Here is a 15,308-nt window from a genome sequence, read left to right as displayed (position 1 = left end):
CGGCGGGCAGCTCCATGCCGCTTTCGGCGGCGTGGTCGGCATAGTTCAGGCCGATGCAGATGAACTTGCCCACCTGGCCCACACAGGCCCCGATGCGGGTATTGGCATCGACGGCGGGCAGGCTGGCAAGATCCAGCGCCTTTAGGCGCGCCAGGCTTTCATCGTCAAGCGTTGCACCTGCGAAATCATCAACCACCCCAGATAGGTCGCGGATCGTACCGTCCTGATCCAGAATACCGGGCTTTTCCTGTCCGGCAGGGCCGTGGCGTAGCAACTTCATCGTAAAATCCTCACTATCTTCAGATCGTCCAGCCGCCATCGATGGCGAATGGCTGGCCGGTGGTGTATTTGCTGGCGTCGCTTGCGAGATAAAGCGCGAGCTCTGCGATTTCGTCCGCCGAGCCGATGCGCCCCATCGGTTGGCGGGCTATAAAGCCGGACATTGCCGTTTCATAGTCACCGGTCGCCCGCAAACGGTCGTGCAGGCTGGGGCTGTCCACGGTACCGGGGCAGATTGCGTTGCACCGGATGCCTTGTTGGACAAAATCCGCGGCAACGGCCTTAGTCAATCCGATCACCGCAGCCTTCGAGGCGCAATATGCAAATCGGTTTGGCACGCCTTTTATTGACGATGCAACCGAAGACATGTTGATGATCGATCCGCCGTCCTTGCCTAGCATTCCGGGCAAGGTCACACGAATAAGTCGATACATGGCTTTGACATTCAGATCGAAACTGAAGTCCCAGTTACTCTCATTGCAATCAAGGATGGTTCCGCCGGCAACATATCCGGCACAGTTGAACAACACATCCAATGCAGGCAGGTCTGCTACGGCCGCCTTGACCGCAGCGGCATCCGTGACATCCAGCTTCAGGGTCGTGATCCCTGCAACTTCGGCCAGTTCAGCCAGCGACACATCATTGATGTCGCTGGCAATGACTTGCGCGCCCTCTGCCGCGAACAGCTCGGCCATAGCGCGGCCGATGCCCTGACCCGCCGCTGTGATCAGGGCCGTTTTACCTGCCAATCGGTCCGAGGGGTTATGCATCCCAGTCTTTACTCTCACACGTCTTCGGGCAAAAGGCCGGTTGGGATGTCCTGGTAACAGACCGGGCGCAGAAAGCGACGGATCGACAGGGTGCCAACCGACGTGGCACCGAAATTGGTCGAGGCGGGGTAGGGGCCGCCATGGACCATGCTGTCGCAGACCTCAACCCCGGTGGGGAAGCTGTTGGCCAGCAATCGGCCCGCTTTGCGTTCCAGCAGCGGCAGCAGGGCCTTTGCGTCAGCAGTGTCGCTGTCGTCAAGATGCAAGGTACAGGTCAACTGACCCTCTATTGCGCGGGCGACCTGCAGCATCTGAGCGGTGTCGCGAACGCGAACCACTATACCGAGCGGGCCAAACACCTCTTCTTGCAGTTTGTGATCAGATAGCCAGTCGTCGCCTGACACAGCGAACAGATATGGGGCCGCGTCGCGGGCGGCGCAGCTTGTGCCCATGACCTGCGTCACACCGGTGCCAGCGGCCACCCGTGCCACGCCATCGCGATACGCGTCGGCGATGCCATCGGTCAGCATGGTCTGGTTGGCGGTTGCGTTCAGCCCTGCCTCGGCAGCGGCTTGGAAGGCGTCGGCCTCGGGCCCGTCGACTACAACGGCGATGCCGGGATTGGTGCAGAACTGCCCCGCGCCCATGGTCAGCGATCCGGCCCAGCCGGTCCCGATCCCAGCCCCGCGTGCGGCAGCGGCCTGAGGCAGGATGAACATCGGATTGACCGAGCCCAGCTCTCCAAAGAACGGGATGGGTTCATCGCGTTGAGCGCATAGATCGAACAGGGCGCGACCGCCACCCAGACTGCCGGTAAAGCCCACGGCCCGGATCAGCGGATGCTGCACCAGACGAGTGCCCACGTCACGCTTGCCCCCCTGCACCAGCGAAAAGACACCGGGGTGCACCCCAGTAGCCTTGATCGCGGCGTCGATGGCCTGAGCCACAATCTCACCAGTGCCGGGATGGGCCGAGTGGCCTTTAACCACAACCGGGCACCCTGCGGCCAAGGCCGCGGCTGTATCGCCGCCCGCGACCGAGAAAGCCAGTGGGAAGTTTGACGCGCCGAACACGGCCACGGGGCCAAGCGGGCGTTGGATCATCCGCAGGTCGGGGCGGGGCAGGGGCGCGCGGTCCGGCATGGCCTGGTCGTGGCGCATGTCCAGATAGTCACCCTTTTCGATATGATCAGCGAACAGGCGCAGCTGTCCCACGGTGCGGCCACGCTCGCCCTGCAGACGGGCTTCGGGCAGGCCGGTTTCCTGTGTGCCGATTTCGGTGATGGCGTCGCCGCGCGCGTCGATCTCATCGGCAATTTTGCGCAGCAGGGCGGCACGTTCGGCGCGGGTGGACCAGCCGAAACTGGCGAAGGCCTCCTCCGCGGCTTCAACCGCAGCGTCCACCAGAGCGGGCGTTCCAACCGGGAAATCATGGCTTGGGCCGTGAGCAGGCTCCGAGCTAAAGGTGGCGTCTGATCCAAGCCATTCGCCGGCAATCAGGTGTTTTCCGATCAACATGTTTCTAAATTCCTACAACAGGCCGCGTTCGGCCAGGTTTCGCATCAGATGAGACGCCCCGAACCGCCATTCGGAACATTCGGTCGACAGGCGCACCGTATTGGTTAATGCGCCGAGTTGGTCATTGGCAATTGTGACGACATCACCCAGCTTGTGGGTGAAACCACCGCCGGGTGTATCCCGGTCCTGTGTGGGTGCAAAGAGCGTTCCCAGAAACAGCATAAACCCGTCGGGATACTGGTGGTGCCGCCCGATAGTCTGTTTCACCAGATCCGCCGGGTCGCGGCTGATCTGAGACATCGAAGACGCGCCGTTCAGGACAAACCCATCCGGCCCGTTTACGGTCAGGGTCAGTTCGGCCTGCCGCACATCGTCCAGTGTATAGCTGTCATCAAACAGGCGGATCATTGGTCCGATCGAACAGGATGCGTTGTTGTCCTTGGCCTTGCTGAGCAGCAGGGCCGAGCGGCCTTCGACATCGCGCAAGTTGACGTCATTGCCCAGTGTCGCGCCCTTGATCTGACCTTGCGAATTCACCGCCAGGACCACCTCGGGTTCAGGGTTGTTCCAGGTTGAGATCGGGTGCAGGCCTATCTCGGCACCGAAGCCCACGGATGACAACACCTGCGCTTTCGAGAACACCTCAGCATCCGGTCCAATACCGACCTCAAGATACGGGCTCCAGAGGCCTTCGTCGATTAGCGCCTGCTTGACTTGTGCGGCTTCGTCGGAGCCGGGGGTGATGTTGGAAAGGCTGTCGCCGATACGCGCGCCGATGCGGGCGCGGATGGCTTCGGCCTTGGCCGGATCGCCAGCGGCCTGTTCTTCGATCACGCGTTCGACCATGGAACCGGCAAAGGTGACACCGCAGGCCTTGACCGATTGCAGATCGCAGGGGGCCAGCCATTCACGCTCGCTTTCGACCGGGCCGATCGCCTCGCCGGGGGCCGATCGTACGTAATCCGCGGCGTCGTCGCGTTCCAGAATGTCGCGAACGGTAGGAGCTTTCTTGGCGGTGATATCCACCACCTGACCCTCACGCAATGTTACCACGCACGGGCCGATACCCGGCCGTTCCACACGGCCAAGCCAAAGCCCGGCAGAATCCAGATTGAGTGTTGTCATGTCAGGTCCTGAGATTGTAAGCGCGCGCGGCGTTCCCACCGAGGATCGCATCGCGTTCGGATTGAGTCAGCGCGCAGAGAAGCGCGTCGGTGGTTTCCAGCCAGCGTTCATAAGAGCTGGCCAACGTGCAGACTGGCCAGTCGCTGCCCCAAATCAGGCGCGATGGGCCAAACGTATCCAGAAGGTGCTGAACATAAGGGCGCAAATCGTCGATCTGCCAATCCGATGCTGCTTCGGTCACCAGTCCGGATAGCTTGCAGAACGCATCGGTGTCGCGGGACAGCGCTGCCATATCCTCGGCCCAACCCTCGATCACACCGTCGCGGATTAAGGGTTTGGAGCCGTGGTCGATTACCACACGCATGTTCTTATGCCGAGCCAGCAACTGCCGCAAAGGTCCAAGATGCTGCGGCAAGGTCAGCGCATCGAATGTCAGATCATGGGATTGCAGTGCTGCGAAGGCAGGTGTCAGTGCGTCGCCCAGCATCCAGTCAGGATCTTCAATGTCTTGGATCATCGGGCGCAAACCGACCAAAGCGGGGTGTTGTGCCAGAGCAGCGATCTGTGCTGGTGAAGCCGACGCTTCGAAGTCAACCCAACCTACGACGCCCTTGATAAAGGCAGCCTGATCAGCCAGCGACAACATATATTCTGTCTCAGCTACAGTCGGAGCTGCTTGTACCAGCACCGTGCCACCGATGCCTGCCTGCTCCAACATGGGGGACAGATCATGCGGCAGAAAATCTCTATAGATCGCTGCCAGATCGGGGGTCAGCCAGCCATAGTCGTTGCGCGCGACTGACCAGAAATGCTGATGCGCGTCGATTTTCAACCGATCACCCCTTTTTTAAGGATGATATTGCCATAGAGCCTGCGCTCACCCGTTTGTACGATGGCATAGGCCGTTGCTGCGCGGTCATAGAATGCAAATCGCTCTAGCCCCTGTACATCAGCCGGGTTGTCAGCGGTTTCGTTGATGATGCGCTGAAAATCCGCCACAGCGTCAGGCACCGCATCCGGATCACCGACCACCTGCATGGTCAAAGCGGGGTCGGAGACGAAATTGTCCAGCGGCATAACCGACAGGACAGCGCGCAGGACATCGCTGGCGGATGACCCGTCGGCGCGGATACAGTCTGGTCCGGTGCTTGTGCCTGGGAAATTTGCGTCGGCGATAACGATCTCGTCGCCGTGGCCCATTGCCCGCAAAGTGTGCAGCAAGTCCGGGGACAGGATTGGATCAATATTACGTAGCATCGGCAAGCTCCGCTGGCAGGGGTGCATCGGGCCGGATCAAGCCTTCACTGCGCAGATCCGACCAGAGACCGGCTGGAATCTCGCGATCCAGCAACGCGACATTTGCCTGAACTTCCCTGGCGCTGACCGCGCCGGGGACGACAGTCTTGACGCAGGGATGGCCCAGAACGAATTGAAGTGCTGCAGCGATCAGCGGTGTGTTATGCGCGGCGCAGACTGCCTCGATCTTGCGCACGCGGTCCAGAATGTCTTCGGACGCGTCGGCGTAGTTGTATTTAGCACCCGGAACCGCGCCCGTGGCCAGAATGCCCGAATTGTAGGGGCCGCCCAGAATGATCCCGACATCGCGTTTTTCGCAAAGCGGCAGGAAATTGTCCAAAGCCTCTTGCTCCAGCAAAGTGTAGCGACCGGCCAGCAGGAACCCGTCGAAATCGCCAAGTCCTAACAGTTTTTCACAAACCTGCCATTCGTTCACGCCTGCGCCGATTGCCGCGATTTCACCCGCTTCACGCAATTCAACCAGCGCCTTGTACCCGCCACCGTCAAACAGCTCGCGCACTTTGGCGTCGGACATCTCTTGGCTGCCCTGACTGAAAACGCAGACGTCATGGACCAGAAGGATATCGGCGTTAGCCACACCAATCCGTTCACGGCTGGCCTCGTATGACCGCATTACACCGTCATAGGTGTAGTCGAACACGATCCGTTTCTGTGGTACGTCGACAAAGGCTTCGGGTGTCACTTCGTGGGGTTCGCAATCCAGCAGAAGCCGCCCGATCTTGGTCGACAGCTGGATGTTCTCGCGCCCAAATCGGGCGATTGCTTCGCCAAAACGTTGCTCGGATCGACCAAGGCCATATTGCGGTGCGGTATCAAAAAAGCGGATGCCTGAATCATAAGCCGCCTGCAGAGCCGCTTGCGCGTCAGCATCCGAAACCTTGCGGTATAGATTCCCCAGCGGCGCACCACCAAAGCCCATGCGGGTTAAAGGGACAGGGCGTGCTGTGCGGTTGTTCAGTAGTTCTGTCTGGGAAACGGTCATTCGGTCTCGCAATTCGACTTTTGTGTGAGGTTGAACAAATGGGGCTTTTGCCGTTCGAGTTCTTCTAGGCGTGGCATCAACTGCCCCAAATGGATATGCATCGCGTTTTGTGCGGCGCGTTCGTCCCGATTGGCGATTGCATCGAAGATGGCCCGGTGTTCGGCCAAAGTTTCGACCACCCGGCCAGGTGTCGGCAACAGAAGCATACGGGCTCGGCTGACCTGAAGCGACACCGTCTGCGCCACATCCGCAAGGCGATGAAACCCGGTGAAATCCATCAGCATGCTGTGGAACTCTTCATCTGCCTGATAGAATCCGGGGATGTCCTCGTCCTCGATCAAAAGCTCTTGCAAGCGCATGTTGCGGCTCAGCCGTTTACGCTGATCCTCGGTCAGATCCCGCGCGACCTTGGCGACAGTGGCCAGCTCCAGCGCTTCGCGCAGAAAAACTCCTTCGCGGATTTCGTCCATCGAGAAATAGGACACACGGGTGCCCGATTGCGGGACCACATCCACCAGTCCCTCGGACGCTAGCCGCGCGATTGCGTCAGCGACGGGTGCGCGTGACACACCCAGACGCTCGCACACCGGAGCTTTTCGCAGGTTTGCGCCGGGTGGAAAATCCAGCGCCAGAATCGCTTGCTTCAAAGATTGATGAACCCGTTGGGTCAGCGACCCTTCCGTTGACGAGATCACGGGCAGCAAAGCGGCGTCAATGTCCTGAGGTTTGTTCATGGTTTGTGATTTAGCATTCTAACATGTTAGTTGACAAGTACAGATTTTCCACTTAGCAACATGACCAAGCAAGCGGGGAAGTGATGCAAGCAAACGGCGGCATAGATGTTCTGGAGAAGGCGGCGCGAGACGTCGTGAAGTTGAACCCGGATGACAATATTGTGATCGCTCTGCGCGACTTGCAGGCGGGGGAGCAGTTGGCGGATGTTTCGGCTCTGCTGACGTCACAGATTGCGCGGGGCCACAAAATCGCAGTGGAACCGATTCGGGCTGGTGAAAATGTCATCCGCTACGGTCAGATCATCGGGCAGGCAAAATCCGACATCGCGCCAGGTGAGCATATTCATGTACACAATCTGGGCATGGGGGCGCATCAGCAGGACTATGCATATGCGTCGGCCAATGACCCGTTGCCGAAGATCGCAGAAGAACGAACTTTTCAGGGCTATCACCGTGCAGACGGCAAGGTGGGGACGCGGAATTATATCGGCATTCTGACCACAGTGAACTGTTCGGGTTCAGTCGCGCGATTCATTGCGGAAGCAACCGAGAAATCAGGGCTGTTGGAAGCTTATCCGAACGTGGACGGCGTGGTGCCGATTGTGCATGGCACCGGCTGCGGCATGTCCGGCAAGGATGAGGGCTATGCCACTTTGTTCCGCACCCTTGCGGGCTATGCGCAGCATCCCAATTTTGCCGGTATTCTGTTGATCGGACTGGGTTGTGAGGTGATGCAGGTAGCCGACCTGGTGGGGGGTCGTCCGATCCGCCCCGATGGTGCGCTGCGCTACATGACCATTCAGAACGAGGGCGGCACGCGGCGTACGATTGAACGAGGTTTGGCCGAGATCAAGGGAATCGCCGAACTTGCCAACCAAGTGACGCGCGAACCCGCGCCGATCAGCGAGATTACGGTTGGAATGCAATGCGGCGGCTCGGACGGGTATTCGGGCATCACTGCAAACCCTGCACTGGGATATGCATCCGACCTTCTGGTGCGCCACGGTGGTACGACAATCCTGTCGGAAACCTCGGAAGTATACGGGGCCGAGCACCTACTGACCCGCCGCGCTGAAACGCCTGAAGTGGGCGCCAAGTTGATTGAGCGCATTCATTGGTGGGAGGACTATACCGAACGCAATGGCGGCGAGATGGACAACAACCCAAGCCCGGGTAACAAGCGTGGCGGGTTGACGACCATTCTGGAAAAATCGCTCGGCGCTGTTGCCAAGGGCGGCACAGCGCCGATGCGGGATGTCTACAAGTTCGGCGAGATTGTCGACAAAAAGGGCTTTGTTTTCATGGACAGCCCCGGTTTCGATCCATGCTCGGTCACGGGGCAGGTAGCCTCAGGGGCGAACCTGATCGTTTTCACTACCGGGCGGGGCTCGGTCTCGGGCTATCAGCCGACCCCTTGCGTCAAGCTGGCAACGAACTCTGAAATGTACGCGCGGATGGCCGACGATATGGACCTGAATTGCGGTGACATCGTCACCGATGGGGTCAGCATCGAAGCGAAAGGAGAGGAATTGTTCGAAATTCTAATCCGCGTTGCCTCGGGCGAGAAAACCAAAAGCGAAGAGCTGGGATTTGGGGGGGTCGAATTCGTCCCCTGGCAGATCGGCGCCGTAATGTAATCACACACCCTAGGGGATGAGGGTACAATGGGAGGGAACATGACAAAACTGGTCGACATGACGGGGATCGAAAAGTATTTCCCCGGCGTGCACGCGCTGAAAACAGTGCAGTTCGATCTGTTTTCGGGCGAGGTTCACGCACTTATGGGCGAGAACGGCGCCGGGAAAAGCACGCTGATGAAGATCCTGTCGGGGATTTATCAGCGCGACGGTGGTGATCTGGTGATCGAAGGAAAGTCGGTCAGCCCGACCACGCCCGGCGAGGCGCAGGATCTGGGCATTGGCATCATCCATCAGGAGCTGAGCCTGATGAACGACCTGACCGTTGCGCAGAACATCTTTATCGGTCGCGAACCGCGCAAAAGCTTCGGTCGTCTGGATGAGGCCGCGCTGAACGCACAAACGGCCGAGATTTTCGCCTCGATGAACCTGTCGCTGGACCCCAAGACATTGGTGGGCAGCCTGACCATCGCGAAACAGCAGATGGTCGAGATTGCCAAAGCACTGTCGTACCGGTCCAAGGTTCTGATCATGGATGAACCCACAGCGGCTCTGAACGATGCCGAGATCGCCGAACTGTTCGTGATCATACGCCGTCTCAAGGCCGAGGGCGTGGGCATCGTCTATATCAGCCACAAAATGGACGAGCTGAAGCAAATCGCCGACCGCGTCACCGTGATGCGCGATGGCGAATATGTGGGCACCGTGGGCGCTGCCGAGACACCAATCAGCCAAATCATCGCCATGATGGTTGGGCGTGAGGTGAACGAGAAACCTCTGGACGTGCCGGATCTTGGCGATGCCGAAGTTTCGCTTGAGGTTTCTGGTCTGAATAGCGGCAAAGAGATTAAGGATGTCAGCTTCTCGGTCCAGAAGGGCGAGATTCTGGGGTTCGCGGGCCTGATGGGAGCCGGAAGAACCGAGGTTGCGCGTGCGATTTTCGGAGCCGATGTGAAGGACAGCGGAACGATCCGCGTGCACGGGCACGAGGTCTCGATCAAGTCGCCCAAGGATGCGGTGCGGGCGGGCATCGGTTATTTGTCCGAAGACCGCAAGCATTTCGGATTGGCCACCGGCATGAACGTGCGCGACAACATTGCGCTGGCTTCGATGGATCTGTTCACCGGCACCGGAGGGGTGTTGAATGACGGTGAAATCAGCACCACGGCCAAGGGATATATCGCGCAGTTGGGCATTCGCACGCCCTCGGACGTGCAAGAGGTCCGACTGCTGTCAGGGGGCAATCAGCAAAAGGTCGTCATTGCAAAATGGCTGCTGCGTGATTGCGATATCCTGATCTTTGACGAACCCACGCGTGGCATCGACGTTGGCGCGAAGTCCGAGATTTACAAATTGCTCGAAGAACTCGCCGAGCAGGGCAAGACCATCATCGTGATCTCGTCGGAACTGCCCGAAATCATGCGCCTGAGCCATCGTATCGCGGTGATGTGCGAGGGCCGGCTGACCGGCATTCTGCCCGGCGGAAAAGACACCACTCAGGAAGACATCATGCATCTGGCCACCCAACGCGTGGCGGCTATGCAGGTAACGGGGGCACCACAATGACCACGGCAACAGACGTTGAAAAGAAAAAACCACTCGCGGGACTGTCCGACAGCGGCGCGTATCAAAAGCTGCTGGCTTTTGCCAGTTTGATCGCGCTGCTGATCGGCTTCTCGATTGCGTCGCCGAACTTTATGCAGACCTCGAACATGATCGCCATTTTGCAGGCGACCTCGGTGAACGGGGTGCTGGCGGTGGCGGCAACGCTGGTGATCATCACAGGTGGGATCGACCTTTCGGTGGGCACTTTGATGACCTTCTGCGCCGTGATCGCGGGCGTGGTGCTAACTTATCTGGGGATGCCCCTGCTGCTGGGCGTGGCGGCGGCCATCGCGGCAGGCGCGTTCTGTGGGCTTTGCTCAGGCACTTTCGTTGCCAAGATGAAGATCCCGCCTTTCATCGCCACGCTTGGCATGATGCTGATCCTGAAAGGCCTGTCGCTGGTCATCTCTGGTACGCGGCCGATCTATTTCAACGACACGCCGGGGTTTGACCAGATCTCGCGCGGGTCGCTGATCGGAGAGATTTTCCCGGCGCTGCCCATCCCGAACGGCGTGCTGATCCTGTTCCTGGTGGCGATTGCAGCGTCGTACATCCTGAGTCGTACGGTTCTGGGCCGCTACACTTTCGCCTTGGGTTCGAACGAAGAGGCCGTGCGCCTGTCGGGTGTGAACACCGACGCCTGGAAGATGCGCATCTACGCTCTGGCGGGTGCAATCTGCGGCATCGGCGGCATCCTGATCGCTTCGCGCCTGAACTCGGCGCAACCTGCGCTGGGTCTGGGATACGAGCTTGAGGCGATCGCAGCCGTGGTAATCGGTGGCACGTCGCTTTCGGGCGGACGCGGTACCATTCTGGGCACGCTGATCGGCGCGCTGATCATGGCGGTCCTGACCAACGGGCTGCGCGTGCTGTCCGTGGCGCAGGAATGGCAAACCGTTGTCACCGGCGCAATCATCATTCTGGCGGTCTATGCCGACATGGCACGGCGCAAGAAGTCCGGCTGAAGAAACCAACTATAAAACGACCAACTGTGGAGGAGAAAAACATGTTTTCACGTCGTTTCATTCTGGGTGCGCTGAGCGCAGCCACGATTGCAGGTCCGGCCTCGATGGCCGCAGCGGAAGAAATCTATATTCCGCTGGTATCGAAGGGCTTCCAACACCAGTTCTGGCAGGCGGTGAAATCCGGCGCCGAGCAGGCAGCTGACGAGTACAACGTAACCATCACCTTTGAAGGCCCCGACAACGAAACAATGGTCGACCGCCAAATCGACATGCTGGCCGCTGCACTTGCCAACAACCCCAAAGCCATCGGCTTTGCTGCGCTGGACAGCCAGGCGGCTATCCCGCTGCTGCGTCAGGCGAATGACAAGGGTATCCCGATCATCGCGTTCGACAGTGGTGTCGACAGCGACATCCCTGTTTCGACCGCAACCACCGACAACCTGGCCGCTGCGGGTTTGGCTGCCGACAAGATGGCCGAGAAGCTGGGCGGTAAAGGTAAGGTTGCTGTTGTGGCCCACGACCAGACCAGCCGCACCGGCATCGACCGCCGCGATGGCTTTGTGAACCGTATCGAAGAAAAATATCCTGACATCGAAGTTGTCACGGTTCAGTACGGCCAGGGCGACCACTTGAAATCGACCGAAGTTACCAAGGCGATCCTGACGGCTAACCCTGATCTGGACGGCATCTTCGGCACCAACGAAGGCTCGGCCATCGGTGTTGTGAACGGTGTTCAGGAACTGGGCACCGAAGGTCTGGTGATCATCGGCTATGACAGCGGCAAAGCGCAGAAGGACGCAATCAAAAGCGGACTGATGGCTGGTGCGATCACTCAGAACCCAGTTGGGATCGGTTACGAGACCGTCAAGGCCGCTGTTTCCGCACTGAAAGGTGAAGAGGTTCCGGCACTGATCGACACCGGTTTCTACTACTATGACGCCTCGAACATGGACGATCCAAAAATCGCGGCGGTTCTGTACGATTAAGATCAAGCCCACTCACGGTTTACCGGCCCGTCGTTCTGCGGCGGGCCGGTTTTGTTTGCGCTACTCGATCAGGAAGTATTAAGGTGAAACTTTAAGGCGAGGGCAACTATGCGCCGAATTGAGGTTTCTGAATTCGTATTTCCACATCTAGTGTGCTAGTGTCTTTCGGTGGATCGTTAAGATTTTGTTTAAAGGTTGATTTAAGTGTCAGACAACTTGAGTAATAAGTTTAGATTGCGCCCGATGGAGAAAGCGGATCTTGAGGTCATCTCCCATTGGTTCCAAGACCCTGAAGACGTTGCGCTTTTTGATCGGACATCGCGGGTTCCGTTGAACCAGTTTCAGACAGAAGAAAGTTGGAAGGCCGTGTTTACCGCCGAAGGAGCGGGTTGCAAATGTTGGTTCGTGGTGGAAAACAGCTCTGGTGAAGCGGTTGGCCTGGCCGGGATCGAAAGCGTGTCGCTGGTAAACCGGGATGCGGTGGTCGCAATGTTTGTCGACAAATCCGCGCGACGCACCGGCGTTGGTATCCGAGCGACGGCTTTGGTGGTAGATTTTGCCTTTCGGCAACTGGGGTTGAACCGTTTGACCTCTTATTATCGGGCGGACAACACCAGCAGCCGCGATCTGGTCGCAAGGATAGGATGTCAGGTCGAAGGCACCATGCGTGAGGCCTGGTTTGCAGACGGGCAGTTTCATGACATGGTTGTTGTGGGTGTTCTCAAAGGCGATTGGGCGAAACGGCGCGACGCTTTGGCGGCGGAACTGTCTGACGATACACAGGTCTCGTTGGGACCGAATGCGTCTGCGGCCTGGACATGGCCGCCGAAATGCAAGAGTGGTTGAGTGAAAGTCGTTAATACCGCAAGTAGTCGTTAAATTTCAAAATTTGCTTTATGCTGATCCACGGACCTGCTCGGTGCCAAATAAACGAGAATAAACAGTGAATACGACCAATCCGAATTTTACGATGACTCAAAAGCTTGGCGCTGTTCTGTTCGCCGATGTCGTCGGGTATTCGCGATTGATGAGTCAAAATGAGTTAGATACTTATAACGCGCTGAAATCATTGATTTCTGATCTCGAATCTTCCTGCGCAAAACATCAGGGCAGGGTGGTCGAGGTGCGCGGCGACGGCATCTTGGCATTGTTTGAAACAGCAACAAGCGCGGTCGAGTTTGGTGTCGAATTGCATCGTATCGCCAGCGCGCATAACAGTGCCGGTCCCGAAGACCAGCGAATCAAATTCCGTGCGGGCGTTCATCTTGGGGAAATCCTGATCGACGATCGCGGCATTCATGGCGATAACGTCAACATCGCCGCACGGCTGCAAGAGATCGCCGAGCCCGAGCGTGTCTATGTTAGTTCGGCTGTCTATGATCAGGTCTGCAACCGCCTGCGCTATGGCTATGAGTTTTTGGGGCCCAAGCAGCTCAAGAATATCATGAACCCGGTGTCGACCTATTGCGTCCGCAGCGAGGTTGCAGGCGCAACCATGGCGGGAACGATGCGACCCGAAGTGTTGGGGGATATTCTCGAACGTCCTGATACACCATCGGTTGCCGTGCTGCCTTTTGCCAGCCACGGGGACGAGTCCGATAATTGGGTGGCCGAAGGTCTGACAGACGACATCATCATGAACCTGTCCAAGTTCAGGAACCTGTTCATCATAGCGCGCAACTCGTCCTTTTTCTTCAAAGCGCAATCCATGCCGCCGAAAGACGCCGCACAGCGGTTAAACGTGCGCTATATCGCGCGGGGCAGCGTACGCCGATCAGCTAGTCGGATCCGGATCTCGGCCGAGTTGGTGGATGCCAGTAGTGAACGCACGATCTGGGCGGAACGGTTCGACCGCAATATCGACGATATTTTCGACATTCTGGACGAAGTCACCGAATGTATCGTCGCTGCGACTGCCGTCATGATCGAGTCACATGAAAAGCAGCGGATGATCCAGGCGATCCCCTCTGATCTTGAGGCTTATGGGTCGGTTCTTCAGGGCCAACACCATATCTTCAAATACACGCGCAACGACAATCGTAAAGCGCAGAACTTTTACCAATCCGCGCTGGAACGCGACGGCGGCTATGCACGCGCAGCGGCGGCGTTGTCACGGACGCTGAACATCGACTGGCGCTATTCCTGGAGTGATGACCCGTCCAAGGCGTTTGAACAGGCGCTGACCTTTGCCCAACAGGCGATTGAACTGGACCCGACGGATGCGCGCGGCTTTGGTGAATTGGGGTATGTGCATCTGTATCGCAAGGAACATGACGCCGCTATTCAGTCCTATCAACGTGCATTGGCCCTGAACCCCAATGACGCCGATATGCATTCGGATTACGCGGACGCTCTGGCCCATTCGGGTGATAACGAAACGGCGATCACGCATCTGCAACAGGCCATGCGGCTGAACCCTTATTTCCCCGATCAGTACCTGTGGCATCTGGGCGGCGCCTATTACAATCTCAGACGCTATGAGGACGTGATAGAGACGGTCAACAAGATGAACAACCCAACCGAGGGGCAACGGATGCTGGCCGCGAGCCATGCGCAATTGGGGAACACGGATATGGCGCGTCTGATCGCGGACAAGCACCGCGAAGCGCATCCCAACTTCTCTCTGTCACGGTGGGCCAAGGTTCTGCCCGACCGGCTGGAGGATGACACCCAACACTTTGTAGAAGGTCTGAAAAAGGCCGGGTTCTGAGCATAAAAAAGGGCGCGACCCTGCGCGCCCTGTTTGAACCGGGAAAGGGAAGGGGGCTTAGTCGCCGCCCCGCACTTTCGCACCGCTGACTTTCGCGCCACTGACTTTGGCACCGGAAACCTTGGCGCCCGAGACTTTCGCACCGCTAACCTTGGCACCCGACACCTTTGCCCCACTGATCGCCGGGCTGTCGAAGCCGAAATAAATGTCCAGTAGAACCTGTTCGAACTGACCGGTTGTGACATCCATACGCATGGTCTGATCGGCCTTTTCGTAGCGCCAAACCATGATGTCGTTTGCTACTTGGTAATCAGCCGCCGCGACGCCGCCGATCGAAGGATCCCTTGGAGCGCGTGATGCATTGTTTGGAGGTTCATTCGGGTTACCATTCACGGGGTCTCCGTCGCCATGAACCAGAAAAATTGCCGGTTCTGGCAGGTCGTAATAAGTGCCTTCATAGGCAAAACCATAAATCTTGGCGAACTGCGCTTTTAAGTCGTTTCCGCCCTGAACTTTCTCATCTTCAAGCTGGTCGGAAAGATGCTTGTTGTTGCCTTTGCCGCCCTTTTTCTTGTTTTCCAGCTTAATGTCAGTCAGGACTCTTCCGTAAATTAGCACTTCCGAAAAACTGAGCAATGTTTCACCCATAAACTCATCTCCCAATTGTGGGGTCGCGGGTTT

At 58.1% G+C, this 15,308-nt stretch carries 14 protein-coding genes and 1 pseudogene; 6 read left to right on the top strand and 9 right to left on the bottom strand.

Annotated elements, in window-relative coordinates; genetic code table 11:
• The 8 genes and pseudogenes from ACR0C5_RS19050 to ACR0C5_RS19015 all read right to left on the bottom strand — a co-directional run.
• Positions 1-280, bottom strand: a pseudogene (locus ACR0C5_RS19050) (2-hydroxyhepta-2,4-diene-1,7-dioate isomerase); the annotation flags it as partial.
• 19 nt (positions 281-299) lie between these two features.
• A complete protein-coding gene (locus tag ACR0C5_RS19045) occupies positions 300-1,049 on the bottom strand; it encodes an SDR family oxidoreductase (RefSeq protein WP_480878466.1) in 750 nt (249 codons plus the stop codon).
• A 14-nt stretch (positions 1,050-1,063) separates the two neighbouring features.
• A complete protein-coding gene (locus tag ACR0C5_RS19040; protein WP_170775685.1) occupies positions 1,064-2,566 on the bottom strand; it encodes an aldehyde dehydrogenase (NADP(+)) in 1,503 nt (500 codons plus the stop codon).
• Between the two features lie 12 nt (positions 2,567-2,578).
• A complete protein-coding gene (locus ACR0C5_RS19035) occupies positions 2,579-3,691 on the bottom strand; it encodes a fumarylacetoacetate hydrolase family protein (RefSeq protein ID WP_480878463.1) in 1,113 nt (370 codons plus the stop codon).
• A gap of 1 nt (position 3,692) precedes the next feature.
• A complete protein-coding gene (locus ACR0C5_RS19030) occupies positions 3,693-4,523 on the bottom strand; it encodes an amidohydrolase family protein (protein WP_480878461.1) in 831 nt (276 codons plus the stop codon).
• Positions 4,520-4,948 carry an RbsD/FucU family protein gene (locus tag ACR0C5_RS19025; RefSeq protein ID WP_170785552.1) on the bottom strand — a complete coding sequence of 143 codons (429 nt, stop codon included), beginning with the start codon at positions 4,946-4,948 and terminating at the stop codon, positions 4,520-4,522. The genes ACR0C5_RS19030 and ACR0C5_RS19025 overlap by 4 nt, the downstream gene beginning before the upstream one ends.
• The gene (locus ACR0C5_RS19020; protein ID WP_480878459.1) at positions 4,938-5,990 is read right to left on the bottom strand and encodes an aldo/keto reductase; all 1,053 of its coding nucleotides are present in this window, start codon (positions 5,988-5,990) and stop codon (positions 4,938-4,940) included. Before ACR0C5_RS19020 ends, ACR0C5_RS19025 begins: the two co-directional genes overlap by 11 nt.
• Positions 5,987-6,724, bottom strand: a complete 738-nt coding sequence (locus tag ACR0C5_RS19015; protein WP_480878457.1) for a GntR family transcriptional regulator — start codon at positions 6,722-6,724, stop codon at positions 5,987-5,989. Before ACR0C5_RS19015 ends, ACR0C5_RS19020 begins: the two co-directional genes overlap by 4 nt.
• 83 nt (positions 6,725-6,807) lie before the next feature.
• On the opposite strand from ACR0C5_RS19015, the gene ACR0C5_RS19010 reads away from it, so the two are divergent.
• From ACR0C5_RS19010 to ACR0C5_RS18985, 6 genes are all read left to right on the top strand, one after another.
• Entirely contained in the window at positions 6,808-8,361 is a 1,554-nt protein-coding gene (locus ACR0C5_RS19010) for a UxaA family hydrolase (protein ID WP_480878455.1), read from the top strand.
• Between the two features lie 39 nt (positions 8,362-8,400).
• Entirely contained in the window at positions 8,401-9,927 is a 1,527-nt protein-coding gene (locus ACR0C5_RS19005) for a sugar ABC transporter ATP-binding protein (protein WP_480878453.1), read from the top strand.
• Entirely contained in the window at positions 9,924-10,931 is a 1,008-nt protein-coding gene (locus ACR0C5_RS19000; protein ID WP_170355083.1) for an ABC transporter permease, read from the top strand. Before ACR0C5_RS19005 ends, ACR0C5_RS19000 begins: the two co-directional genes overlap by 4 nt.
• A 41-nt stretch (positions 10,932-10,972) precedes the next feature.
• Complete coding sequence (locus ACR0C5_RS18995; RefSeq protein ID WP_170791686.1) at positions 10,973-11,917, top strand: ABC transporter substrate-binding protein; 945 nt, start codon at positions 10,973-10,975, stop codon at positions 11,915-11,917.
• A 204-nt stretch (positions 11,918-12,121) separates the two neighbouring features.
• The gene (locus ACR0C5_RS18990; protein WP_331252154.1) at positions 12,122-12,763 is read left to right on the top strand and encodes a GNAT family N-acetyltransferase; all 642 of its coding nucleotides are present in this window, start codon (positions 12,122-12,124) and stop codon (positions 12,761-12,763) included.
• A 124-nt stretch (positions 12,764-12,887) separates the two neighbouring features.
• Positions 12,888-14,627 carry a tetratricopeptide repeat protein gene (locus ACR0C5_RS18985; RefSeq protein WP_170775706.1) on the top strand — a complete coding sequence of 580 codons (1,740 nt, stop codon included), beginning with the start codon at positions 12,888-12,890 and terminating at the stop codon, positions 14,625-14,627.
• A gap of 57 nt (positions 14,628-14,684) precedes the next feature.
• On the opposite strand, the gene ACR0C5_RS18980 is transcribed toward ACR0C5_RS18985, so the two are convergent.
• Positions 14,685-15,275: a pentapeptide repeat-containing protein gene (locus ACR0C5_RS18980; protein ID WP_170775708.1), complete on the bottom strand. Its 591-nt coding sequence runs from the start codon at positions 15,273-15,275 to the stop codon at positions 14,685-14,687.
• Positions 15,276-15,308 lie beyond the last annotated feature (33 nt).

The sequence above is a fragment of the Ruegeria sp. N8 genome, from assembly GCF_056531325.1.
This window is presented reverse-complemented; position numbering and strand designations above follow the sequence as displayed.

Coding starts and splice junctions, on each gene's coding strand:
- ACR0C5_RS19045 (WP_480878466.1), bottom strand. CDS start 1,049: ATGCATAACCCCTCGGACCGATTGGCAGGTAAAACGGCCCTGATCACA.
- ACR0C5_RS18985 (WP_170775706.1), top strand. CDS start 12,888: ATGACTCAAAAGCTTGGCGCTGTTCTGTTCGCCGATGTCGTCGGGTAT.
- ACR0C5_RS19035 (WP_480878463.1), bottom strand. CDS start 3,691: ATGACAACACTCAATCTGGATTCTGCCGGGCTTTGGCTTGGCCGTGTG.
- ACR0C5_RS18980 (WP_170775708.1), bottom strand. CDS start 15,275: ATGGGTGAAACATTGCTCAGTTTTTCGGAAGTGCTAATTTACGGAAGA.
- ACR0C5_RS19020 (WP_480878459.1), bottom strand. CDS start 5,990: ATGACCGTTTCCCAGACAGAACTACTGAACAACCGCACAGCACGCCCT.
- ACR0C5_RS18995 (WP_170791686.1), top strand. CDS start 10,973: ATGTTTTCACGTCGTTTCATTCTGGGTGCGCTGAGCGCAGCCACGATT.
- ACR0C5_RS19040 (WP_170775685.1), bottom strand. CDS start 2,566: ATGTTGATCGGAAAACACCTGATTGCCGGCGAATGGCTTGGATCAGAC.
- ACR0C5_RS19015 (WP_480878457.1), bottom strand. CDS start 6,724: ATGAACAAACCTCAGGACATTGACGCCGCTTTGCTGCCCGTGATCTCG.
- ACR0C5_RS19000 (WP_170355083.1), top strand. CDS start 9,924: ATGACCACGGCAACAGACGTTGAAAAGAAAAAACCACTCGCGGGACTG.
- ACR0C5_RS19005 (WP_480878453.1), top strand. CDS start 8,401: ATGACAAAACTGGTCGACATGACGGGGATCGAAAAGTATTTCCCCGGC.
- ACR0C5_RS19010 (WP_480878455.1), top strand. CDS start 6,808: ATGCAAGCAAACGGCGGCATAGATGTTCTGGAGAAGGCGGCGCGAGAC.
- ACR0C5_RS19025 (WP_170785552.1), bottom strand. CDS start 4,948: ATGCTACGTAATATTGATCCAATCCTGTCCCCGGACTTGCTGCACACT.